The sequence below is a fragment of the Kitasatospora sp. NPDC052896 genome, assembly GCF_044547075.1.
Classification (GTDB): Bacteria; Actinomycetota; Actinomycetes; order Streptomycetales; family Streptomycetaceae; genus Kitasatospora.
In genome coordinates this window covers 39,918-62,093 of sequence record NZ_JBITZU010000020.1, presented here as the reverse complement: position 1 = coordinate 62,093, position 22,176 = coordinate 39,918, and the positions used below count along the sequence as shown (strand labels likewise).

Sequence of the window (22,176 nt, the reverse complement as noted above, 5' to 3'; positions counted from 1 at the left end):
CCGTGGGCGGAAGAGTCACTGGACGGCACGAGAAGATCACCTCGGTCCCCATCCTGGTGACGTACGGCGTACGTAGTACTGGCATGGCCCTGCCGCTCTTCTACGTACGCTGTATCTGGAGAATCGAGGGTCGTCATGTCGCGAACACAACTCGTCATCGCTGCCGAGGGGTTGGGCAAGACCTACGGCAGGTCCCGAGCGCTGGACGGCCTGGACCTGGCCGTCCCGGCCGGGACGGTGTACGGCCTGCTCGGTCCGAACGGTGCCGGCAAGACCACGGCCGTCCGGGTGCTGGCCACGCTCGCCGCGCCGGACACCTGCTGGGCCGGGGTGGCCGGCCACGACGTGGTCCGGGAGCTCGACCTGGTCCGGCGCAGCATCGGCCTGGCCGGACAGCACGCGGCGGTGGACGAGGGCCTCACCGGCCGCGAGAACCTGCACCTGGTCGGCCGCTTCCACCGGCTCGGAATCTGGTCGGCGGTACGGGAGTTGACCGACGACGGCAGCACCGTGCTGCTCACCACCCAGTACCTGGACGAGGCCGACCGGCTCGCCGACACGGTGCTGGTGCTCGGCCGCGGCCGGGCCGTCGCCGAGGGGCCGCCGGAGCGGCTCAAGGAGTGGTCGGTGTCGTGGTGCTGCTGCCGCTGGTCGGGGTCGGGCTGCTGGCCGGCTGGCGGATCCACCGCAGGCTGCCCGACGCGCTGGTCGCCTTCGGCTTGTTGGTGCTCTTCCGGTTCGTGCTGACCTGGCTGGGGACCTGCCTGGGGCTGGCTGCCGGTCGGGAGGAGCTGGCGGGCCAACTCGCCGTCCTCACCTTCCCGGTGGCGATGGTCACCAACGTCTTCGTGCCGACCGGCGGGATGCCGGCCTGGCTGCGGCTGGTCGCCGGGTGGAACCCGGTCAGCACGGTGGTCGCGGCTGTCCGGGAGCTGTTCGGCAACCCGGCCGTGGGCGGGTCGACCTGGCCGCTGCACCACCCGGTGCCGGCCACCCTCGGCTGGGCGGTGCTGCTGCTGGCCGTCTGCGCCCCGCTCGCGGTTCGCTCGTACGGCGCAAACGGACGCTAGTCCACCCATCGCCAAAGGTAGTTGATGGCAGGTCAGGCTGGACAAAAGGGCCGGTGCGGGCGGAGGGTGATGCCTTATGGAGTTCACCCACCTCGGCCGCACCGGCCTCCGCGTCTCCCGCTTCTGCCTGGGCACGATGAACTTCGGCCCGCACACGTCCGAGGACGACGCGCACCAGATCATGGACACCGCACACGAGCAGGGCATCAACTTCTTCGACACCGCCAACGTCTACGGCTGGGGCGAGAACAAGGGCCGCACCGAGGAGATCCTCGGCAGCTGGTTCGCCGGTGGTGGCGGCCGCCGCGAGCGGACCGTGCTGGCCACCAAGGTCTACGCCGCGATGGGCGAGTGGCCCAACGAGAGCGGGCTCTCCGCACTCAACATCCGCCGCGCGGTGGATGCCAGCCTGCGCCGACTGCGGACCGACCACATCGACCTCTACCAGATGCACCACGTCGACCGGGCCACGCCGTGGGAGGAGATCTGGCAGGCGATGGAGGTGCTGGTCGCCCAGGGCAAGATCCTCTACGTCGGGTCCAGCAACTTCGCCGGCTGGCACCTCGCGCAGGCCCAGGAGACGGCCAGGGCGCGCAACTTCCTCGGCCTGGTGAGCGAGCAGTCGCTCTACAACCTGCTGGTGCGGGACGTGGAGCTGGAGGTGCTACCGGCCGCCGAGCACTACGGCCTCGGCGTGATCCCGTGGTCCCCGCTGCACGGCGGGCTGCTCGGAGGGGTGCTGCGCAAGGAGCGCGAGGGCGTCCGCCGGGTCACCGGCCGGTCCGCCGAGGCACTGGAGGGCAAGCGCGAGCAGCTCCAGGCGTACGAGGACTTCGCCGCCGAACTCGGTCACGAGCCGGCCGACATCGCGCTGGCCTGGCTGCTCACCCGGCCCGTGGTGACCGCACCGATCGTCGGGCCGCGCACCCTGGAGCAGCTGCACGGGGCGCTGCGGGCGCTGGACGTGGAGCTGGACCAGAAGGCGCTGGACCGGCTGGACGAGATCTTCCCCGGCCACCGGCCCGCGCCGGAGGACTACGCCTGGTGAGCACGGGGTCCGCGAGCGGGCGTTCGTGAGTACGTGAGCGGCGTGCGCCGGGCCGCCCGGCGACGTGCAGGCGGCGCACCGACACCGATGACGTCGAGGAAGGAGCGCGACCGGGAGATGGACGTTCGAGGGACGGGCGTCGTGCACGCCGACCCGCGGCTGGCCGCCGTCTACCAGGCCGGCAACGGGATACCCGCCGAGTCACTGCGCGGCTGGGCCGAGCTGATCGCCGGCTACGCCCCGGCCGGGGCGACCGCGGTGCTGGAGGTCGGTGCCGGAACGGGCGTGTTCTGCGCCGCGCTGGCCCGTGCGCTGCCCGCCGTGCAGGTGGTCGGGGTCGACCCCGCGGCGCCCATGCTGGAGCAGGCCGAGCGGCTCCACGCCCACCCCCGGGTGCGCTACCTACCGGCCCGCGCGGAGGCCCTGCCGCTGCCGGCCGAGGGCTTCGACCTCGCGCTGCTCTCCCGGGTGGTGCACCACCTGTCGGACCGGCCGGCCGCCGCGCGGGAGCTGGTCCGGGTACTGCGGCCCGGCGGCCGGCTGGTGATCCGCACGACCTTCCGCGAGCGGCTGGACGCGCCGGTCTACGACTACTGGCCGCGGCTGCGGGAGACCGACGCCGCGCGCTTCCCCTCCGAGGGCGAGGTGCTGGACGACTTCACGGCCGCCGGCCTGGCGGTCCACCGGATCTGCTCGCACCGCGCGCCGGTCGCCAGCGGCCTCGGGGAGTTCCGGGACCGGCTGGCCCTGCGGGCGGAGTCCAAGTTCGACGCGCTGAGCCCCGCCGAGTTCGCCGCCGGCCTGGACCGGCTCACCGCGGCCGCCCGGGCCCAGCGACCGCCGCGGCCGGTCGAGGAGCGCTACGACCTGGTGGTGCTGGAACGCCCGGCCCGGCGCGGAGGCCGACCGCCGCTCGGGAGATGATGGGGGCCGGGGCGACCGCGGTGGTGGCCCGAGCCAAGTGGTGAAGGTATTCGGAAATGGCACAGATCAACCCCAGCATGCTCTCCGCGGACTTCGCCCGCCTCGCCGAGGAGGCCGAGGCGGTGCGTGGGGCCGACTGGCTGCACGTGGACGTCATGGACAACCACTTCGTGCCCAACCTCACCCTCGGCGTCCCGGTCGTGGAGGCGCTGGCCCGGGCCACCGACATCCCGCTGGACTGCCACCTGATGATCGAGCAGCCGGACCGCTGGGCGCCGCAGTACGTCGAGGCGGGGGCCGGTTCGGTCACCTTCCACGCGGAGGCCGCCGCGGCGCCGGTGCGCCTCGCCCGGGAGATCCGCGCCAAGGGCGCCCGCGCCTCGATGGCGCTCAAGCCCGCCACGCCGATCGAGCCGTACGAGGACCTGCTCTCCGAGCTGGACATGATCCTGATCATGACGGTCGAGCCGGGCTTCGGCGGCCAGGCGTTCCTGGACATCATGCTGCCCAAGATCCGCCGCACCCGGGAGCTGATCGCCAAGCACGGCCTGGAGCTCTGGCTGCAGGTCGACGGCGGAGTCTCGGCCGCCACCATCGAGCGCTGCGCCGAGGCGGGCGCCGACGTCTTCGTGGCCGGCTCGGCGGTGTACGGCGCCGCGGACCCGGCCGAGGCGGTCCGCTCGCTGCGCGCCAGCGCCGAGGCAGCCACCGCCAAGGCACCCTGGGCCTGCGCGCACTGAGCCGTGGGCGGTCCAACACCGCCTTGGGTGGTTCAGCACCGTACTGGGTACCGTGACGATCATGAGCAACCTTGACCTCAAGCCCGTCGCGACCCTCTGCGGCGGCGACGCCAGCACCGGCCCGGTCCGCGAACTGCTGACCGGGCGCACGGTGCGGCTCGGCGAGAGCACCCAGGTCCGCCGGCTGTTGCCCAACCTCGGCCGGCGGATGGTCGGCGCCTGGTGCTTCGTCGACCACTACGGCCCGGACGACATCGCCGACGAGCCGGGCATGCAGGTCCCGCCGCACCCGCACATGGGCCTGCAGACCGTCAGCTGGCTGCACGAAGGCGAGGTGCTGCACCGCGACAGCCTGGGCAGCCTGCAGACCGTCCGCCCGCGCGAACTCGGCCTGATGACCTCGGGCCGGGCCATCTCGCACTCCGAGGAGTCCCCGCGCGAGCACGCCCGGCTGCTGCACGGCGCCCAGCTCTGGGTCGCCCTGCCGGACGCCCACCGGCACACCGCCCCCACCTTCGAGCACCACCCCGTCCTCCCCGAGGTCACCGCCGCCGGCCTGCACGGCACGGTGATCCTCGGCGAACTGGACGGCGCCACCTCTCCCGGCACCACGCACACCCCACTCGTCGGCGTGGACCTCACCCTCACCGAGGGCAGCACGACCGCACTCCCCGTCGAGCCCGCCTTCGAGTACGCGGCCCTCGCCATGACCGGCTCCATCGAGGTCGACGGCGTCCGGGTGGAGCCCGGCTCGCTCCTCTACCTCGGCTGCGGCCGCCGCGACCTGTCCCTGCACGCCCGCACCGACGGCTCCCTGCTCCTCCTCGGCGGTGAACCGTTCGAGGAGCGGATCGTCATGTGGTGGAACTTCATCGGACGCTCGACGGAGGAGATCGTACAGGCACGATCTGACTGGATGGAAGGGTCCAGGTTCGGCGAGGTACTCGGCTACGACGGGGAGCGGCTGTCCGCACCCACGCTGCCCTCGGTGCCGATGAAGCCGCGGGGAAGGGCTGGCTGACCTGGGCTTATGTTCCTATGGCCCTGGTTCACGGCGCTCTCCATGGAGGCGGGTCGGATGCGGTGGAGCCTCACAAGGGGGCTTCACTGCGAAGGACCTGCAGGCCGCTCGAGAGTCGGCTCGCCGCAGTGCGGGAGTCGTGAGTACGGCTATCTGTCACAGGGTTTAGTCAGACCAATGCTGACCAATGCTGACCTTCCTGATGATGCGTCAGCTAAATAGGTTTAGACCACTGGGCGCGGCTGCTCCGATGTTTGGCACCAGCCTGGCTTGGAGTCAGTGGTGACCGACAGTAGTGGCTGGTTGGGCTTGGGGGCTGATGGAAGCAGCCGTCGCGGCGGGTTCACGGCCACGGGCATACGGGGGCTCTCGGTGGCTGCGGCTCAACCATGTCGTCGGCCTCCGGTTGTCGTGATTGGCCGTCAGGGTCACAAGCCGCTCGACTGCACCTTTGTTCTTGGCAAACCTGCTGCGGAGAGCAGCGGAGTGTGCCAGCCTGCTTCTCCTGAGACTCATCGGGAACATGAGTACGGAGGAGAGTCTTGGTGGACGCTACCGGCATGTTCGTGAGCAGGTTGACGGTCAAGAACTTCCGTTCATGCCGCGACCTCACAGTCGAGCTGCAACCGGACATCACCCTTCTGGTAGGGGAGAACAACTCGGGGAAGTCGAACGTCATTGAGGCGTTGCGCCTGGCTACCACACCACTCAACCCGAGGAGCGGTCGCTGGTTTGATGAGGCGGACCGCGCACATGGCCGCGAGGACCATGATGTCGAGTTCGGTGTCGAGCTTGACGGGCTCACGACGATGCAGCAATCCCAGTACATCGCGGCGCTCGACGTCCCGACGAAGCGCGCCTACCTTGGCACCACGTTTCGATCCAGCGGTTCCGGGATCCGGCAGAGACGCCCGATATTCACTGCCGGTTTCACTCAGGGGCCCGACGCGGAGCCCGAGCTTCGTGAACACATCACTCACGTCTACCTCGCTCCTCTACGCGACGCACAGCGTGAGCTCGGTTCGGCTGACGGTAGCCGGCTCGTCCGAGTGATACAGCAGTTGACCAACGACGACGAGCAGGCACAGTTCCTCTCAAAGGCCAACATCGCCTTCAAGGAACTGCGTGATGACCCGGTTCTCGCGAAGACGTCTCAGGCGATCCAGGGGCATCTGAGCGGGCTGACGCAGGCCGTGCGAGGGCAGTTTGTTGATGTCAGCTTCCACGACTACGAGCTCAGCAGACTGACCCGCTCCCTTCGCGTCAAGATGGCCGAGCACGGCATCGATCCGGCAGACCTGGCTGACTCGGGACTTGGCTACGCCAACCTGCTGTACATTGCCACAGTCATCTTGGAGCTCTCCAAGGCCAAGGACTCGGAACTCACGCTGTTCCTCGTTGAGGAACCGGAGGCCCACCTTCACCCGCAGTTGCAGGCGGTCCTATTGGACTACTTGCAGGAGCAAGCCCGCTACTCGGCTCGTGACGACACCCAGGGTCGGGCTGGCCGCATCCAGGTCGTCGCGACCACGCACTCCTCCCACCTGGCGAGCGCAGTGGGCATCGACAATGTAGTGGCCCTTCGGACACAGGTCGCTGTCGACGAGACGACAACTGACTCTGGCGCTGTGAGCATCAGGCGCAACACCACTCAGGCGATTCCCCTGCGCCGACTCCCGTTGGACGAAGATAGCCGACGTAAGATCGACCAATACCTCGACGCGACCCGGGCAGGAATCCTCTTCGCTCGCAAGGTCATACTCGTGGAGGGAATCGCCGAGGCTGTTCTCCTGCCAGTGATCGCCAAGCAGTGCCTCTACAAGGGCGACGATCCGCAGTCCAGGAGTAGACGGCGTGACTTCCAGGCGGTCACGATCGTCAATGTTGGCAGCGTCGACTTCCGCCCGTACATTGCTCTCCTCCTGGGCGAGGTCAACGGCTGTCGACTGCTGGATCAACTGATCGTTGTTACCGACGCAGACCCGGAGATCCCCGGCGAACTCGAGGCAGCTGCCGACGTTCGCATATCACCAGACGGGGCGGAAACGCCGAGAGATGCCGAGAGTGACGGAGGAACTTCCGAAGCCAACGACCGAGACGACGACTCCATCGCGTACAACCGACGTGCAGATCTGGAGGGCATGGCGCTCGAACTCGGTGCCGCGGACCGGCTGATCGTGGCCGAGGCAAGCCACACCCTGGAGGCCGACCTTCTCGCTCCGGCGGGGAACGACATCATCCTCGGCGAGGCGTATCTCAAGCAGCACCCACGATCCAAGAAGCACTGGGACGCCATCATGGCGGAGGAAGACCCGGTGTTCGCCTTCTACAAGAGGCTGAAGGCCAAGACCAAGAGTAAGAACAAGAAGCCCTTCATCAGTAAGGGCGAGTTCGCCCACGACGTCGCCCTGCTGCTGAAGGACGGCAAGCCCTTTACGACGCCGGCGTACCTGAAAGAGGCAATCGACCGCGTGGTCTCGAACCCCGGCGGTCCGGCCGGTGGAGCCGACCAATGACCCTCACCGACCAGCAGCAAGAGTTGGTTGATGCAGTAGCCGAGAGCACGTTCGTCACGGCATGCCCGGGGGCTGGCAAGACGCGCGCCGTCGTCGCGCGCTACGTTCGACGCACCCGTGAGGAGCCGCGCAAGGGCGTCGCACTGGTGTCGTTCACCAACGCGGCGATCGACGAGGTACACCGCCGCTGTGCGGACCAGCGCGAGGCCACCCAAGCCCCACACTTTGTGGGAACCTTCGACAGCTTCGTGAGCCGTTTCCTCGTGGCCCCGCTATACCGCACGGTGTTCGGCGTGAGCCCGCGCCTGATCCAGTCCTGGAATGACGTCAATGCGTCCCGCTTCCGTTTGGCCGGCAACGCCCAGGTACCTGACGTTCAGCTCTCCTGGTTCGACTTCGACGTTGAAGGGCACGCCACCCTGTGTCCGGACAGGGTCCCAACCCGGGCGGGAAACGCACTGATCGGACTCCTCACCACGACTCGACGCCAGGAAGCAGAGAACCGTGCGGGCGCCATATACCGGGCGCTTATCGAAGCGGGCACCGTCAGCTGCGACGCCGCACGCTTCCTGGCACGCTCCTGGATCACGGATCCCACGATGAGAGGGATGATCGAAGCACTCGTCGCCAACCGCTTTGCCGAGGTAATCGTTGACGAGGCTCAGGATTGCGGGGAGGAGGAACTCGTTGTCCTCCAGTTCTTGATGGGCTGTGGCGTTCCAGTCCTCATGATCGGCGACCTGGATCAAGCTATCTATGAATTCCGACGCGCCATGCCTGAAATGGTGAAGACGTTCGCTGGCCAGCTGCCACGCCAGCTCTCACTGAGCGACAACTTCCGTAGCACTCCGGCGATCTGTGCACTCAATGCAAGCTTGAGAGCTGGTGACCAACTCGACATCGCCCGGGGACCATGGGCAAGCAGCGAACTGGCTATCCAGGTAATCGGCTATCGCCAGTCGACTGACATCGCATCGCAGGTCCGCGCAACAGCTGAGGAGTACGGGTTTACCGCAGAGCTGACCATCACGCTCTCCCACGGCAGCGCCGATGCCATGCGTGCCGTAGGAGTAAGTACGGTTGACGCGGTCGGTAACAACCGCGTCGCCGCGATTGTCGACGCTGGCCAAAAGCTCAGAGCCAACACGGACGGAAGCCTCCGGGTTGCAGCATTGGAACGAGTTGAGCGTGACCTCGTCGAGGCCGCGGTCGGGACCTTTGGCCCTTACTCGCTTGATGCTGTCCTGGAGCGCCACGGCATTGACCGCCGCTGGCTGCGCGACACCACTGTTCGCCTATGCCAAGTTCTGGATCCGGAACAGATGACGGCCTCCCAGTTCAGCGCGACCGTTAGATCGCGCCTGGCGGAGCTTGCCTGGCCCTCCAATCTGACAATCAACACTGCTCTGTTCAGGGCACCGACAGCCAGTGACTGGGTGGCCCTGAAGGGTGCCGGCGCGCCGAGCGTGCTGCCCCACTCCACCGTGCACGGTGTAAAGGGACTCGAATTCCCAGTGGTGGCGCTGACACTCCCAGCGAAGCTGCGGAAACACGAGGCAACAGGCCGCACAGTCCTCGACGACTGGGAATACGGCTTCGCTACCGAGGCGAGGCGAGTGCTCTACGTTGGGGCCTCTAGAGCAGAGCAGTTGCTGATGCTCGTGGTGCCTAACGGCCAACTCGAGCGGGTCACGAAGTTGCTCTCTCGGGATGCGGTGCCTTACCAGGTCAGGCCCCGATCGACTGCATAGCAGCAGCTTAGCTTGGCGTTTAACCTCGCGCGTCACTCGACCGGCTGAGGTCTCCGGGATCCGGGCGCACGTGGCGCGGCCGTTCTTCACGCTTCGAGATGTCGAGTAACGAAGCTTGAAGGAACGGCCGCTGCGTATGAGTCTCCCAGCCGAGGTGCCCGCAGGTGGGGCATTGGACCTCTTGTCCCGCTTTCGGGTTGAGCTTTACGACTGCCTGTACGCCCGCCAGGACGCGCTCTTCGAGCTCGCTGATGCGGTGTTGTGCGCGGACGGGCCGGTGAAGACGCTGGTCGAGCTGTCGCTGGCGTTTGAGCACCGGCGCGGGCACGGTGCCCTGTACGCCGCCCTGGACCGGGGCTGGTGCGAACCGAGGCGCTTGCGCCGCACTCTGGCCGCCCTGCCGCTGCCGAAGGCGGCCGATGGGCGGATCGTGCTGGCCGTGGACGTGAGCAACTGGCTCCGCCCCGACGCTGCGACCAGCGACGACCGGCTGTTCTGCCATGTCTACGGACGTGGGGACCGCAAGACGGACCAGTTCGTGCCCGGCTGGCCGTACTCCTTCGTCGCCGCGCTGGAGTCCGGCCGCACCTCGTGGTGCGCGCTGCTGGACGCCGTGCGCCTGGGCCCCGCGGACGACGCGACCGCCGTTACCGCCGCCCAACTGCGCGACGTCGTCGAGCGGTTGACGCAAGCCGAGCACTGGCGGCCGGGTGATCCCGAGATCCTGATCGTGATGGACTCCGGTTACGACGTCGCCTACCTCTCCCACGCCCTGGCCGACCTCCCGGTGGTGCTGGTCGGGCGCTTGCGCTCGGACCGCGTCATGCTCCGCGACGCCGGACCCGCCCGATCCGGCCCGAAGGGCGGCCGCCCCCGCCGCCACGGCGGTGTCCTGACCTTCGCCAAGCCCGACACCTGGCACCAGCCCGACGTCACCACGGCCACGGACACCACCCGCTACGGCAAGGCCGAGGCGATCGCCTGGGACCGCATGCACCCCCGACTCGTCCACCGCGGCCCCTGGCTGGACCACGCGGAAGAAGAACTACCCATCCTGCACGGCACGTTGATCCGCCTCAAGGTCGAACACCTGCCGGGCGACCGCGACCCGAAACCGGTCTGGCTGTGGTGCTCGGCCACCGGCGCGGCGCCCGGCGACGTGGACCGCTGGTGGCAGTCGTTCCTCCGCAGATTCGACCTGGAGCACACGTTCAGGCTGATGAAGCAGACGCTCGGCTGGACGGCCCCGAAGGTCCGCCACGCAGACACCGCCGACCTGTGGACCTGGCTGATCATTGCCGCCCACACCCAGCTCCGCCTCGCCCGCCCCCTCGCCGAGGACCTCCGCCGCCCCTGGGAGCGGCCGGCGGCCGAACCCCGCCGCCTCACCCCCGCCCGAGTGCGGCGCGGGTTTCACAACATCCGCGTGACGGCGGCCTGCCCGGCGGCCGTGCCGAAACGATCCCGGCCGGGCCCCGGACGGCCTCCCGGCTCGAAGAACAAGCACCGGGCCAAGCGCCACGCCGTCGGCAAGACGGTCAAACGCGCCGAGTCGATCAAGGAACACCAAGCCCGCCGACCTTAAACGTCAAGCTTAGAAGCCGTTGTCGTACCGAACTTGATCGGCGGGTTTCCGCAGTTCAGGCATGATGCCGACATGGCGAGGCATGCTCGGGCGTTGGGTTGTCTCGTTGGTGGAGGTGCCGGGATGGCGTCGGTGGTGGGTCTCCTGGAGGAGCGGGAGCTGGCCGCGCGTGAGCGCGTGGAGGAGCTTCGGGAGGTGGCGGACCGGGTACTCGCTGAGCTCGCCGAAGCGGAGACGGCCTGGCACGAGTGGCTGATCGCCCGGCAGCGCGTTGGCGAGGTTCTGTCCGGGCCGCGGCCCGGACAGGCAGGTGAAGCTGGCCCGGGAGCCGGTGAGTCTTCCGGGTCGGAGCCCGCGACGAACGCGCCCGCCGAGGTTCCCCTACGCGGGCCGCGCGATCGGGCTCGATCGTCCCGGTGTGGCGTCCCGCGCTTTCCATGGACGCGCTCGCTCCCCACTACCAGCACATCCTCGCCACTCTCACCGAACAAGCATCCGGCGGGAAGCCAGTGATGTCCTGTCAGGAGATCGCTGCCGTACTCGGACTGGAGCCGTTTCCGGCAAGTGTGGAAGGAGTTCGGTCGAAGATGAAGCGGCTGGCCGACCGGGGCTGGGCCGACGAGCCCACCCCGGGACGGTTCACGCTCGCCACCGGGCCAGCCGGCGGCTCATGAGTATCGTCATCGAACACAGCACCATCTGCTCATGCAGGGCGGGGCAGCTCGTCCTCGCGTGATCGCCAACGAAAGAGCAACCGATGCAACCGATTGTCCTATTCGACCTAGACGGCCTTTTGGCCCGGGCGTACGGGTCGGTCAGCGCGTCGGTGGCCTGCACCAGGCGGTGCCGGGCCGCACCGATGTCGACCTGTAACTCGTCCGCGCCCAACTCCAGCAGCAGCGGGCCGCGTTCCTTGACCGACATCGGTTCGCGCAGGGCGCGGCGCAGATAGGTCACGGTGACCTCCGGTGCCCCTCGGCCGCGGGTTGCCCGCGCCGCCTCCCGCAGGACGTCCACCCGCCAGGCCTCACCGTCGGGTTCGGCCAGCAGCAGATGGGCCGCCACCAGAGCGTGGGGCGCCCCCTCGCGCCGGAGAAGTTCGGCCGTCTGGGCGTGTCCGTCGGCCAACTCCATCGGCCCGAAGAGGGTTTCGGCGATCGCGGCGCCGACCAGGGGATGCGCGAACCGCGCCGGTTCACCGGGCGCCAGCACCCCGATCCGCTGCAACCGGCGGCCGAGCTCCCGGGCCCTCGCCTCCCCCAACCCCGCCAGCTCGGCCGCGACCTGCCAGCCGGCGCCGTCCCCCAGCACCACCAGGGCGCGGACCAGCAGGCGGACCGGCTCCGGCTCGCCCGCCAGGCGCTTGACGACGGTGCCCGCCAGGATCCGGCCCCGGTACTCCTCCACCACGGAGGCCTGATCGCCGGTCGGCCCGACCCCGCTGTCGGCCAGCGTCCGCAGCAGCTCGCGCAGCAGCAGGGGATTGCCCCGGGTCGCCTCGGCGCAGGCGGCGGCGAACCGCGGATCGGCGTCCCCGCCCAGCCGGGCCCGCACCAGCGAGGCCACACTGTCGGCGGCGAGGGCCGGCAGCTCGACGGGCCGGCAGTGCGGCTGGGCGGCGATCTGCTCCAGCAGCGGCTCGGCCCGGGTGCCGCTGTCCGGGCGGGCGGCCAGCACCACCAGTAACGGCAGACCGCGCACCCGCCGGGCCAGGTACTCCAGCCATCGCACCGACGGCACGTCCGCCCAGTGCGCGTCGTCGACCACCAGGGCGAGCGGCCCGTCGTCGGCGACGTGCACCATCAGCCAGTACAGGCTGTGCAGGACACCCAGCGACGCCTCCGGCGACAGCCCCGGCCCCCCGTCGACGCCGGCCACCCGCAAGGCGTACGAGGCCAACTCCGCCGGCCCCGACAGCAGCCGCTCCCGCCCGGCGGAACCGGCCCGGGCCAGCAGCGGTTCGACCAGCTGCCGTAACACCGAGAAGGCGAAGTCCTGCTCCAGCTCGCCGCCGTCGGCCCGCACCACCCGCATCCCACCGGCCTGTTCGGCGCCCGCCCAGGCGTTCAGCAGCGAGGTCTTCCCCATCCCCGCACCGGCCCGCACCAGCACCACCGCGCCCCGGCCGGCCCGCGCCTCAGCGGCCGCGCGCTCCACCACGGCGAGCTGCTCGGTCCGGTCGAGCAGCACGGCCGCATCCCGGCCTCGGTCGGCCGGCGGGTCCGCCGGCTGCCCGGCTCGACGGGCCGCCAGCAGCGCGTCGGCAGCGGTCCCCACCAGCCCCAGGGCCGACACCAGTTGCTCCACCGTGCGGCGCTGCGGGCGCCCGCGACGGCCCCGCTCCAGATCCCTGACCGACCGGGCGGACAGTCCCGCCGCCTCGGCGAGCTCCTCCTGGGTCAGCCCGGCCGTCCGACGACACTCCCGCAGCATCTCGCCGAACTCGCTCAACGGTCCACCGCCGCACGCGCCCGGCGCGACCTCCGTTGTCCGACCAACACACCCTCCCCTGGTGTCCAGACGTCACAACAAGTCCCGCACCCGGAAAGGCACCCGGCAGGGCAGGAGTGTCGAAACACCGAACCCTACCCGTCAGTAGGGCGGCCGGGCGACCCCTCCGCGATCTTCGGGCCGGACGTCGGTCCTTCCGGTGGGACGCGGGTCTTTCCGGTCCTTCGTCCCGCTGTTCTTCCTGGTGCACGAACCGGCTCAATGGTCTGCTCTTGTGGCAGCTGAACCGGTGGGCCGACAGCTCCACGCCCGTCGGCGCGGTCCGTGCTCCCAACACCCCAACGTCCAAGAGGAGTCAATATGTTGCGAAGCATCGCGCTCAGGATGTCCACCACCACCGGCGCCGCCCTCGCGGCGCTCGGCCTCTCGGTGGCCGGCCTCGCCGTCCTGCCGCCGGCACCGGCCTTCGCGGCCACCGCCACCCACACCACCGGAGGACCCACCTCCAGCCTGGGCCAGGTGATAGCCCAACTGCGGTCCCAGCGCCCCCAGCACGTGACCCGCTCCCTCCAGCCCGCGGACTCCAACAACGGGATCGTCTGCTCCACGCACAACACAACCATCCGCTCGGTGCAGAACGGCCAGTACGTCACCACGCAACTCGACTACACCGGTGACCAGTACGGCATGCTCCGCGCCCACATCGGCACCCCCGGCCCCTGGGAGCAGTTCAACATCTGCCTCAACACCACCACCAACACCTACACCATCCGCTCGGTGCAGAACGGCCAGTACGTCACCACGCAACTCGACTACACCGGTACCCAGTACGGCATGCTCCGCGCCCACATCGCCACCCCCGGCCCCTGGGAGCAGTTCACCTTCGCGCCGACCGGAAACGGCTACTCCATCCGCTCAGTGGCCAACGGAAACTACGTGACGGCCCAGATGGGCTTCTCCGGCAACCAGTACGCCGAGCTCACCGCCACCGACACCGCCGCCGACCCCGGCTCCTGGGAACAGTTCCAGTAGCCGCACCGCCGGGCGGGGGCCGGTGACCCGACCGGCCCCCGCTGATTCCGGGAACCGTGGCACCCGCTCCGACCCGGGCCGGAGCGGGTGCCACGGCGGACGAACCGGCCCGTACGCCGACAGACGCGGGAAGGACTCTTGGGCGGTCGCGGTCTCGACCGAGCCGAGCCCTTCACGCTCGGCGAGCAGGCTGGAAGTCCTCATCCCCGCTCAGGAACGCAACGGTCGCCGCGGTGAAGGCTTTCGGCTCGGCATGGTGGATCAGATGCCCAGCCGGGATGATGATGATTCGCCCTCCGGGGATGAACAGTCGCCAGGTGTCGGCGGTGTCCACGGTGATGCCGTAGCCGACGGCCGGCGCGGTGGGGCGGGTGCTGTACCGGTCGGCGCGGACGACCTGGCCGTCGGTGTCCGCTTCCGCGAGCGCGGTCAGCAGCGCCTGCTCGACCTGCGCGGTCGCTACCTTCCCCCCGCTCAGCTCCGGCAGCGGCTGGGGCGCCAGCCGCTCGTCCGGACCGGCCACCGGTGCGACGCCGGAGGCCCCGGACACTATCCAGAACGTCGCACCCGCGTCCTTGACCCGCTTCCGCGCCGGGCATCATGCGCACGGTGCGCTTCCACGAGAACGGCGAGCCCGTCGACGTCCTGCGCCTGGAGACCGTCCCCGTGCCCGAACCGGGGCCCGGCCGCATCCGTGTCGCCGTGCACGCGTGCGGACTGGCCCCGGCCGACTGGGCGCTGTGCCGCGGACTCTTCCCCGGGAGCCTGCCGCGCGGCATCGGCTGCGAAGTCTCGGGCACCGTCGAGGCCGTCGGCGCAGGCGTCACGGACGTGGCCGTCGGCGACCGCGTGTTCGGTACCGCCGACTTCGCCGGCCAGCCGAGCGCCGGCGCGGCGGACCGCGCCGTGCTGGACCACTGGTTCGCCGTGCCCGAGGGCCTGGACCTCACCCGGGCCGCCGCGCTCCCGATGGCGCTGAGCACCGCATCCTGGCACCTCGCGCGACTCGGCTTGGCCGCGGACCGCACGATCCTGGTCAACGGTGCCGGAACCACCATCGGCTACGCGGCCGTGCAGATCGCCCTCGTCCGCGGGGCGCGGGTGATCGCGACCGCCGGGGAGACCTACACCGAGCAGTTGCGCTCCCTCGGAGCCACGGTGGTCGGCTACGGCGAAGGCATGGCCGAGCGGGTCAAGGACCTCGGCGTCGGCCAGGTCGACCTCGCCTTCGACACCGCGCCGCCCAATGGCGCCCTGCCCGAACTCGTCGAGATCGTCGGCGGCGATCCCAAGCGTGTGCTGACCTGCTCCGACCTCGCCGCGGCACCGGAGATCGGGGTGCGCGACACCTTTCACGAAGACCCCGCGAAGCGGACCGACGACGAACTCTTCGGCGTCTTCCCCGAGTTCGCCCAACTGGCCGCCGAAGGCAGGTTCACCGTGCCGGTCGCCGCAACCTTCCCCCTCGCGGACTGGCGCAAGGCCCTTGAGATCAGCCTGACCGGGCACGCCCGCGGGAAGCTCCTGCTCCTGCCCGCCGTCGGCGCCGACTAACCGGAGAGACCACCCGGGCTCGAGACATTCACCGCACTCAGAGCGAGCCCGACCGCAGGCCGACCCAATGGGCGGGTCGCCGCCCGAGAATACGACGCCCCCGGAACAAGACCGACCGGCGATGGGCACTGAAGGGCTGGGGCGGGCAGCAACGGGCACGCGGCCCTACGCGATCATGGAGTTCTCTACGTTCTGTGACCCCGAAGGACAGCCGTGCCCGCGCTGCCATCCTGCCTACTCGAACCCCTCTGGGACCAATTCGCCGCACTGCTGCCCACACGACCGGAGTTCGCTGCGGGCCACCCACTCGGCTGCCACCGCCGCAGAGTCCCCGACCGAACCGTGTTCGAACACGTGGTGCTCGCACTGGTCCACGGTTCGGGCTACGAGCGCCTCGCCAGCCACGGATGCTCGGACCGCACCATCCGTCGAAGACTCAAAGAGTGGGCGGAGCAAGGCATTTCCGAGGCCGTCCACGCTCTCGCGCTCCAGGCGTACGACCGCATGATCGGCCTGGAACTGTCTGAGATATCCGTCGACGGCTGCATCACCAAGGCCCCGTGCGGCGGCGAGCGTGCGGGCCGGTCCCCGGTCGACCGCGGGAAGCAGGGCCTGAAACGCTCGATCGCCACCGAGGCCCACGGCGTCCCGCTCGGCCTGGTCGCCGCAGGGGCCAACCGCCACGACTCGCCTCTTCTCGGGCCGACCCTCGAGGCCGCCATCGGGCAGGTCGGGCCCCTGCCTCAGGACGTGAATGTCAACCTCGACCGGGGCTACGACAACAACAAGTCCCGAACTCTGCTTCAGGAGTTGGGCTTCACCGGTGAGATCGCCCGTTTGGGCGTACCCGCCCCCATCCAGGCCGACAAGCGGTGGATCGTGGAACGAACGCACTCGTGGATGAACGGCTACGGCAAGCTGCGGCGCTGTACCGAGAGGAACGGCGCGGTCGTCGAGTTCTATCTCCACCTGGCCGCCGCACTCGTGGCGCTCCGCATGCTGATCCGCCGCGCCACCACCCGCTATCGGTTGGGCGGCCGCCCCACCACACGGCGCCTCAAGTGAGCCATTTGCCGGTCGATCTAATTAGCCCCCAGTGGGCTCGATGTTGTGCTCGTCGCCCGTTGGGCTGCGGCGTGTCGCTGTTTGACCTCGACCACCGGGGGCACGATCGACGGCATGACGAGGAAGAAGGGCCCGCAGAAGCCGGAAGCAGCCGTCATCGACCGCAACACGGCACTGTGGCGGGTGGCGAAGGCGTACCGCGACCGGACCCACTTCATCGCCACGGTTTCCCCGGGGATGGCTGGCGAGGTCGCCCAGCGGCTGGAGGGCCTGCGCGGGTGGGAGATGCTGTTGGACAGCGGGGGCGGCGCGATCCTGGCCACTTCCTCCTCGGGGTTGGTGGAGGTCACGGACAAGCTCAGCGCCGTGGAGAGCGCGGGAGTCGTCCTGGCCTCGAAGAGCGTCGATTCGGCGGAGCTGGGTGACCGGCTCGGCCAGGAGATCCCCGAGGGCAAAGACCTGTTCGTCATCGGCGATGCCGACGACGGCGAGCTGATGGTGTGGCCGACCCTATTCGTGGATGCGCTCGATCTGGTCGACCCGGTGGCCGCAGCGCAGATGCGGGCGCAGATGACGCCTCTCGACTGACCACCCTGCGCCACCACAAGCATCCCGGCCGTCCTTGAACGGCCAGTCGGCCATCCAATGGGGTGTTCCGGGACGGCTGGGAACTGTGCTGGCGGCGTAGCTCGCTGAGGTCGCCCCGACGTGAAGGCGCGGCTGATACCAGTAGCTCACCCCCGCTTTAGCGCTTCCTCGCACCCCCGGCACCGCCTGTCCTCCAGCTCCGGCGGGTACCACGGCTCCCGGAATCCGGCCCGGTAGTGGGAGTGCACCAGGGGATCGGTAGAGATCCCGCACAGCGTGGCCGGCAACGGGTCCTCGGGCACCTCGGGATCTGAAGCTGCGGCGTGGACGGCCCGGAAGAAGGCGGAGTCCAGGTCGTCAGCGTCGAACCCCTCCTCGACCTCCAGCAGCACGATCAGGCCCATGCCTCGACGGTCCGCCATCACCACCGAGATTGCATCCGGGAAATCCCTCGCCGCGGTGTGCGGCCGGTCTCGATACTGGGCCGATGTCACCACGCCGACCGAAGAGCGAGACCACCGGGTTCCAGTGGCTCGCGGTGCCCGAGAGCTACCGGGCTCTGGTGGTCCGGAACCGGGTCGATCAGCAGTTCCTCGCCATCCAGCAGCAGCATGAGCGGCTTCAGGACTACTGCGGCCGGGCCAGCGGTCGCGGCCTGTCGCAGCTGTCCGGGGCGCAGATCGCGCTCGGCACCGCCGACGTGGAGTTCTTCCTGGCGGCCGTCCGGAAGATGCGGCGGGTCTGCGAACTTGTACGGAAGAGCCGGCTGTTGATCGGGGAAACCTTGAAGGCGCCACTCAAGGCGTTCTGCGACGTGGCGGACCACGTGACCAATGTCCGGAACCTCCAGGACCACATGGACGAAGCCGCCGCGAGAGGGGAAGGCGGGGTCGGATACGGGATCACCGGGGACCGCATGACCATCTCGCACAACGGGGTCGTGGTCGACACGCTGACGCTCTACCAGGCTGCCGAGCAGCTGCACGCGGCGATCCGGGCGGTGGTCGATCCGATCGCCGCGCTCGATGTCCACGGCGGCTATCCGATCATCGACCTGACCGGCGGACAACCGCCAAGAGGGCCAGGAACGACCGAGTCGGAGGGTTCGTTCCACTCGCAGCAGCCGGACCATGGGAAAGCAGGCCGATGAGTAGCGCGCGCGAAGTCCTCGACGGACTCACCTTCTCGAAGGAGCCGTCAGGCCAGGTGGAGCCGGACGGAAGCGATGCCTTCTGCTTCCGTAACGAGCTGTGGCGGCTTAAGGGATGGGCGTACGAAGAAGGACCCGAGTGGGACCGGTTCCCGGACTGGATCGACCCTGACGATTGCAAGGCCGTCGTACAGCGCGCCGCACTTACCGAGATCTGGCTGGACGAGGCCGGCGCCTTCGAGCGGCTGAGCCGGGAGAGCCACCCTGGGATGGCCCTGTTTCGCCTTGTGCAGCGCGCGGACGGCGCCAAGGGGGACCACGTCGCGTACGCGTCCTCGGTCCCGCTGATCGGCCGCTTCTGGGACGCTACCGGCCGCTGGGGCGGTGGCCCCTGCTGGCCGCTGCACACCCCTGCGTACTTGCAGCGCTTCGACGTGAGGATCGTCGCGGTGTTGGTGGACGAGAACCAGGAGCCGCACCAGCCCAACCAGTACCCCCGCTACTCCCCGGGCCAACGGTAGGCGCCAGACTTTCCATCTGGACCGCAAGGCGTACCCGACCCCCGGGGCGATCATCCCCAACAGCGCCATCGGCAGCACCGCAGGCGCGGAGTAACGCACTCGGCGGAGTTCGACGCGCCTATTGAGCCGCCGCAGCCTACCGTGACCTGGTCCGATTTCGTGACGGATATCGAGCTGGAACGGGACACCCTGCGTCGAGCGCTGCCGCTCGTCCCGTTGACGGCCACAGGCGAGATGGCGTGGCCAGCCTTTTGGGCGCGCTGATGGTCGATGCGCCAGTTCCAGCGGTTGAGCGCGAAGACCACGTCGTCGGCCAGGCCCTCCCGCCAGCCCCACCAGGGGATGATCTGCTGCCCGGGGATGTTGGGGTCGGGCTCGGTCAGCTTGGAGAGGTGGAGGTGGAGTATTTCGCGCTCCACTGGCCCTGGACGTGATCACAGACGAGTTCGCACGCTTGCAAGCCCTGCCGAACCCCGGCTGACCAGCGACAACGACCTACCCGACGAGCACCCGCCATTTTCCGGAGCCGTGGAACCCGGCGCCCACCCGACGCGACAGCCGGGCCCTCGCCATGCCTGTCGGCGGAACGCCGAGCCCGGCCAAGCAGAAACGGCCCGCCAGCCATGCTGACGAGCCGTCATGCAGGATCGAGGCTAGACAAACCCTATCGTCCCAGCTCAGAAGCACTCTCTTGCGCTCTGGTGAGCAGTCAGATCATCACCTCGCGAGAGCCAGAGGCTAGAGGTAAGTGCCACAGTGCGATCTGGCGCCCCGGTCCACACCAGGCGGCCCAGAAGTCGACAAGGACGTGCTTGTCCCTGGCAAGTACGGCGGAGGCGAAGGTCTCGTCAGTGGCAGCGAGGGTGGCTCCAGGATTTCGCACGCCCGACGGTGTGGTCGCCCGGGCCCATAGGCGGAGGCAGCTTCCTTGGACGTCCAGGGCGCCCTTCAAGAACAGCCCACAGCGGGCAGCCGACCTTCAGTAGGCTCACAAGCGTGACGACCGAGGACCTCCCCCATCCCCCGCCCCAGTTCCTATACGCGGTGGTTTTCGAACGTCACCCGGACGCTCGCACCCCCGAGAATCCTCCGATTACGGTCGACCAACTTGCGACCGATGACCGGGCGGTCGTTCCGCATGGCCTTGCCCGCGATGCGGCTCGGGCTCTGCCGGGCCTGTGGTACTGCCTGCACCTGCCAGGGTCTCCAGCTGATCTGCGTAAGCTGGCCGCTTGGCAGGTTCAAGGCCTGTATCAACTGGCCCGCGGCCACAACATCGTGCTCCTCACCTTGAAGATGTTCGAGAAACACCAGTTCTCCCGGACTTGGCGGCCAATGCTGGCCGTCTGCCCGGATGACCTCGCGAACAGGACCCGCCAGCGCGCTGAGGCGCTGGGCTTCGAACTGCCCACCGCCACGTTCTCCGAATTGTCGGACGACTCGCTCGCCGCCCACTGGAACGGCATTCACCAGGCAGTCTCACCCGACAGTGCCATGCCCGGTGGGGCACCGGCCCTGACGCGGCGCCTCGACCTGGCCGCGACGGAACTCCCGCAGCGACTGCTGGCCCGGCAGGCCGGCTGGCCAAGCGAGCAACCGACCGATGAGGATCAGCTGACGCTGGTTCGGCAGGCCCGTGAAGGCCGCGCGACGATGGCTGTCACGGCGCGACTTGAACTTGACGGCAACGACAGCGCGGCCGACGCCCTCCTTCCTCGACTTGCCGCAGAAGCTGCACAGCTGGGCCTGCCGGTGACGCTGGCCCTGCCCGGCGTCGCCCCCGCCTACACGCGTGGGGCATACGATCCCCGCCTTCGCGCCCAGATCCGGCCAACCCCTGAGGTGGATGCCGCGGACGTCTGGGCGCCCGACATGACTGATCGTCCGAACGCCCTGATCGAGCGGGCCGCGATTGAGTTTCTGACGACGAGCCGGAGCGTCGCTGACGGCGGAATAGGGCTGACGCTGCGTTCGGTCCCGCCGTCCGCGTTCACGGCACTGGCCGAGCTGGAGAAGCACTTCGTCGCCGCGAAGTCGGACCAGCCCTCTTCGGTGCGTAAGCTGCTCAGCCGGCTGAACGCCGCAGTACGGCCACTGCTCACCGAACCAGTCATCGAAGCCATCAAGTGCGCCTCCCATCTGACCATCTTCACCAACTTTCCGCTGGGAGTCGTCACTCTGCCGGGAGACACAGCTCCTCTTGCGGCACGGCTGCCCGTCACGTACGAGCCACTGCTCCCGCTGACCCGCGCGCTCCAAAGGGACTTCACCGCGCCCAGCAACCTCGACTGGAGCAACGGGATCCGCGTCTTGATCGCCGAGTGCATCCCGGACAGCGACCCCGTGGGGCGCGCATCACGGATCGGCTGGCGCGACGCCCAGAACTCGCTCCGCACCGCCCAGAACGTGAAGATCGTCGTACGGGAGACCCCATCCGTGGAAGCTCTTCGCCAGGCCGTGGACGAGCACGCCCCCGACATGCTGATCCTGAGCGCCCACGGCCGAGTGCGTGACAACGCCGCGGGCCTGATGATTGGCGAGCAGTCCCACCTCACCCTGGGCCTAGAGCGGCCGCCGGCGGTCATCGCGCTCAGCGCCTGCCACGTGGCCCCGCGGGGCGCCGGAACCGTCAGCGTCACCGACTTCCTACTCCACGAAGGGGCCTGCGCGGTCCTGGGCACCCAGGTTCCCGTGGACGTCCGCCGCAACGCTGTCTTGATGTCGCGCTTCCTCGGGCACATCGAGGAAGGCATCACCGACCGGCGCTACGCCACCCTGCTGAACCTCTGGCACAACGTCCAGATGAGTAGCACGCTGAGCGACATCATCATGAGCACACCGTCCCTCACCAAGTGGGCCACCACCCCGGGCCCCAGCGGGGTACCTCCAGTCAACGAGTTCATGAACCGGTCACCGCGCCGACTGCGCGCCCCGCACATCTACCAAGACAGCGAACAGCTCCTCGGGGAGATCGCCGACGAGGCGGGGTGCGGTCCGCAGGTTCGTAACTGGTTCCGACGCCCCGGCTACGTACCGGAGTCGCTGTTCTATCTCTTCGCCGGCCGTCCGGAGCGGATCCACATCTCGCCGCTCCTCGAGCGCATCCCTGGTGTGAACCGATCACCAGGACTCTAACCTCGCGCTTTCACGAAGCTGACTG

General features: G+C 69.0%; 20 protein-coding genes. 16 read left to right on the top strand and 4 right to left on the bottom strand.

The genetic code is table 11. From position 1 onward, the window contains the following. Positions 1-135 precede the first annotated feature (135 nt). From ACIGXM_RS28680 to ACIGXM_RS28640, 9 genes are all read left to right on the top strand, one after another. Positions 136-747, top strand: coding sequence for an ATP-binding cassette domain-containing protein (locus tag ACIGXM_RS28680; protein WP_396565838.1), 612 nt, complete (start codon positions 136-138; stop codon positions 745-747). Continuing rightward, the gene (locus tag ACIGXM_RS28675; RefSeq protein WP_396565836.1) at positions 633-1,070 is read left to right on the top strand and encodes an ABC transporter permease; all 438 of its coding nucleotides are present in this window, start codon (positions 633-635) and stop codon (positions 1,068-1,070) included. The genes ACIGXM_RS28680 and ACIGXM_RS28675 overlap by 115 nt, the downstream gene beginning before the upstream one ends. Before the next feature lie 76 nt (positions 1,071-1,146). Further along, positions 1,147-2,118: an aldo/keto reductase gene (locus ACIGXM_RS28670; protein ID WP_396565834.1), complete on the top strand. Its 972-nt coding sequence runs from the start codon at positions 1,147-1,149 to the stop codon at positions 2,116-2,118. Positions 2,119-2,235: 117 nt separating this feature from the next. Then, on the top strand, positions 2,236-3,042 hold the full coding sequence (locus ACIGXM_RS28665) for a methyltransferase domain-containing protein (RefSeq protein ID WP_396565832.1): 807 nt from the start codon (positions 2,236-2,238) through the stop codon (positions 3,040-3,042). A 56-nt stretch (positions 3,043-3,098) separates the two neighbouring features. Then, positions 3,099-3,782 (top strand): ribulose-phosphate 3-epimerase, encoded by a 684-nt coding sequence (gene rpe, locus ACIGXM_RS28660; RefSeq protein WP_396565830.1) that lies wholly within the window; start codon positions 3,099-3,101, stop codon positions 3,780-3,782. A 61-nt stretch (positions 3,783-3,843) separates the two neighbouring features. Beyond that, positions 3,844-4,803, top strand: a complete 960-nt coding sequence (locus ACIGXM_RS28655; RefSeq protein ID WP_396565828.1) for a pirin family protein — start codon at positions 3,844-3,846, stop codon at positions 4,801-4,803. A 545-nt stretch (positions 4,804-5,348) separates the two neighbouring features. Beyond that, positions 5,349-7,319 carry an ATP-dependent nuclease gene (locus tag ACIGXM_RS28650; RefSeq protein WP_396565826.1) on the top strand — a complete coding sequence of 657 codons (1,971 nt, stop codon included), beginning with the start codon at positions 5,349-5,351 and terminating at the stop codon, positions 7,317-7,319. Beyond that, positions 7,316-9,070, top strand: a complete 1,755-nt coding sequence (locus tag ACIGXM_RS28645; protein ID WP_396565825.1) for a UvrD-helicase domain-containing protein — start codon at positions 7,316-7,318, stop codon at positions 9,068-9,070. Before ACIGXM_RS28650 ends, ACIGXM_RS28645 begins: the two co-directional genes overlap by 4 nt. Positions 9,071-9,206: 136 nt before the next feature. Beyond that, on the top strand, positions 9,207-10,655 hold the full coding sequence (locus ACIGXM_RS28640) for an NF041680 family putative transposase (RefSeq protein WP_396565823.1): 1,449 nt from the start codon (positions 9,207-9,209) through the stop codon (positions 10,653-10,655). 639 nt (positions 10,656-11,294) lie between these two features. Here the strand turns inward: ACIGXM_RS28640 and ACIGXM_RS28635 are convergent. Continuing rightward, positions 11,295-13,106, bottom strand: a complete 1,812-nt coding sequence (locus tag ACIGXM_RS28635; RefSeq protein WP_396565821.1) for an AAA family ATPase — start codon at positions 13,104-13,106, stop codon at positions 11,295-11,297. A gap of 360 nt (positions 13,107-13,466) precedes the next feature. Between ACIGXM_RS28635 and ACIGXM_RS28630 the strand changes: the two genes are divergently transcribed. Then, the gene (locus ACIGXM_RS28630) at positions 13,467-14,138 is read left to right on the top strand and encodes a fascin domain-containing protein (protein ID WP_396565820.1); all 672 of its coding nucleotides are present in this window, start codon (positions 13,467-13,469) and stop codon (positions 14,136-14,138) included. 172 nt (positions 14,139-14,310) lie between these two features. Here the strand turns inward: ACIGXM_RS28630 and ACIGXM_RS28625 are convergent, their stop codons facing one another. Further along, entirely contained in the window at positions 14,311-14,661 is a 351-nt protein-coding gene (locus ACIGXM_RS28625; RefSeq protein ID WP_396565818.1) for a hypothetical protein, read from the bottom strand. Positions 14,662-14,738: 77 nt separating this feature from the next. Between ACIGXM_RS28625 and ACIGXM_RS28620 the strand changes: the two genes are divergently transcribed. The 3 genes from ACIGXM_RS28620 to ACIGXM_RS28610 all read left to right on the top strand — a co-directional run bounded on the left by ACIGXM_RS28620 (position 14,739) and on the right by ACIGXM_RS28610 (position 17,345). Next, on the top strand, positions 14,739-15,692 hold the full coding sequence (locus ACIGXM_RS28620) for an NADP-dependent oxidoreductase (protein ID WP_396565816.1): 954 nt from the start codon (positions 14,739-14,741) through the stop codon (positions 15,690-15,692). 213 nt (positions 15,693-15,905) lie between these two features. Continuing rightward, a complete protein-coding gene (locus ACIGXM_RS28615; RefSeq protein WP_396565814.1) occupies positions 15,906-16,757 on the top strand; it encodes an IS5 family transposase in 852 nt (283 codons plus the stop codon). Positions 16,758-16,838: 81 nt separating this feature from the next. Then, positions 16,839-17,345 carry a hypothetical protein gene (locus ACIGXM_RS28610; protein ID WP_396565812.1) on the top strand — a complete coding sequence of 169 codons (507 nt, stop codon included), beginning with the start codon at positions 16,839-16,841 and terminating at the stop codon, positions 17,343-17,345. A gap of 146 nt (positions 17,346-17,491) precedes the next feature. On the opposite strand, the gene ACIGXM_RS28605 is transcribed toward ACIGXM_RS28610, so the two are convergent. Further along, a complete protein-coding gene (locus ACIGXM_RS28605; protein ID WP_396565810.1) occupies positions 17,492-17,767 on the bottom strand; it encodes a hypothetical protein in 276 nt (91 codons plus the stop codon). Positions 17,768-17,883: 116 nt separating this feature from the next. Between ACIGXM_RS28605 and ACIGXM_RS28600 the strand changes: the two genes are divergently transcribed. Together ACIGXM_RS28600 and ACIGXM_RS28595 are read left to right on the top strand one after the other, a co-directional pair. Next, the gene (locus ACIGXM_RS28600) at positions 17,884-18,495 is read left to right on the top strand and encodes a hypothetical protein (protein WP_396565808.1); all 612 of its coding nucleotides are present in this window, start codon (positions 17,884-17,886) and stop codon (positions 18,493-18,495) included. Then, positions 18,492-19,016: a hypothetical protein gene (locus tag ACIGXM_RS28595; RefSeq protein WP_396565806.1), complete on the top strand. Its 525-nt coding sequence runs from the start codon at positions 18,492-18,494 to the stop codon at positions 19,014-19,016. The genes ACIGXM_RS28600 and ACIGXM_RS28595 overlap by 4 nt, the downstream gene beginning before the upstream one ends. Before the next feature lie 709 nt (positions 19,017-19,725). Here the strand turns inward: ACIGXM_RS28595 and ACIGXM_RS28590 are convergent. Further along, positions 19,726-19,899 (bottom strand): thioredoxin family protein, encoded by a 174-nt coding sequence (locus tag ACIGXM_RS28590; RefSeq protein ID WP_396565805.1) that lies wholly within the window; start codon positions 19,897-19,899, stop codon positions 19,726-19,728. A 113-nt stretch (positions 19,900-20,012) separates the two neighbouring features. On the opposite strand from ACIGXM_RS28590, the gene ACIGXM_RS28585 reads away from it, so the two are divergent. Continuing rightward, positions 20,013-22,151: a CHAT domain-containing protein gene (locus ACIGXM_RS28585; RefSeq protein WP_396565803.1), complete on the top strand. Its 2,139-nt coding sequence runs from the start codon at positions 20,013-20,015 to the stop codon at positions 22,149-22,151. The last annotated feature ends 25 nt before the right edge of the window (positions 22,152-22,176 follow it).

Coding starts and splice junctions, on each gene's coding strand:
- ACIGXM_RS28680 (WP_396565838.1), top strand. CDS start 136: ATGTCGCGAACACAACTCGTCATCGCTGCCGAGGGGTTGGGCAAGACC.
- ACIGXM_RS28670 (WP_396565834.1), top strand. CDS start 1,147: ATGGAGTTCACCCACCTCGGCCGCACCGGCCTCCGCGTCTCCCGCTTC.
- ACIGXM_RS28665 (WP_396565832.1), top strand. CDS start 2,236: ATGGACGTTCGAGGGACGGGCGTCGTGCACGCCGACCCGCGGCTGGCC.
- rpe (WP_396565830.1), top strand. CDS start 3,099: ATGGCACAGATCAACCCCAGCATGCTCTCCGCGGACTTCGCCCGCCTC.
- ACIGXM_RS28655 (WP_396565828.1), top strand. CDS start 3,844: ATGAGCAACCTTGACCTCAAGCCCGTCGCGACCCTCTGCGGCGGCGAC.
- ACIGXM_RS28645 (WP_396565825.1), top strand. CDS start 7,316: ATGACCCTCACCGACCAGCAGCAAGAGTTGGTTGATGCAGTAGCCGAG.
- ACIGXM_RS28640 (WP_396565823.1), top strand. CDS start 9,207: ATGAGTCTCCCAGCCGAGGTGCCCGCAGGTGGGGCATTGGACCTCTTG.
- ACIGXM_RS28630 (WP_396565820.1), top strand. CDS start 13,467: ATGTTGCGAAGCATCGCGCTCAGGATGTCCACCACCACCGGCGCCGCC.
- ACIGXM_RS28620 (WP_396565816.1), top strand. CDS start 14,739: ATGCGCACGGTGCGCTTCCACGAGAACGGCGAGCCCGTCGACGTCCTG.
- ACIGXM_RS28605 (WP_396565810.1), bottom strand. CDS start 17,767: ATGGCGGACCGTCGAGGCATGGGCCTGATCGTGCTGCTGGAGGTCGAG.
- ACIGXM_RS28595 (WP_396565806.1), top strand. CDS start 18,492: ATGAGTAGCGCGCGCGAAGTCCTCGACGGACTCACCTTCTCGAAGGAG.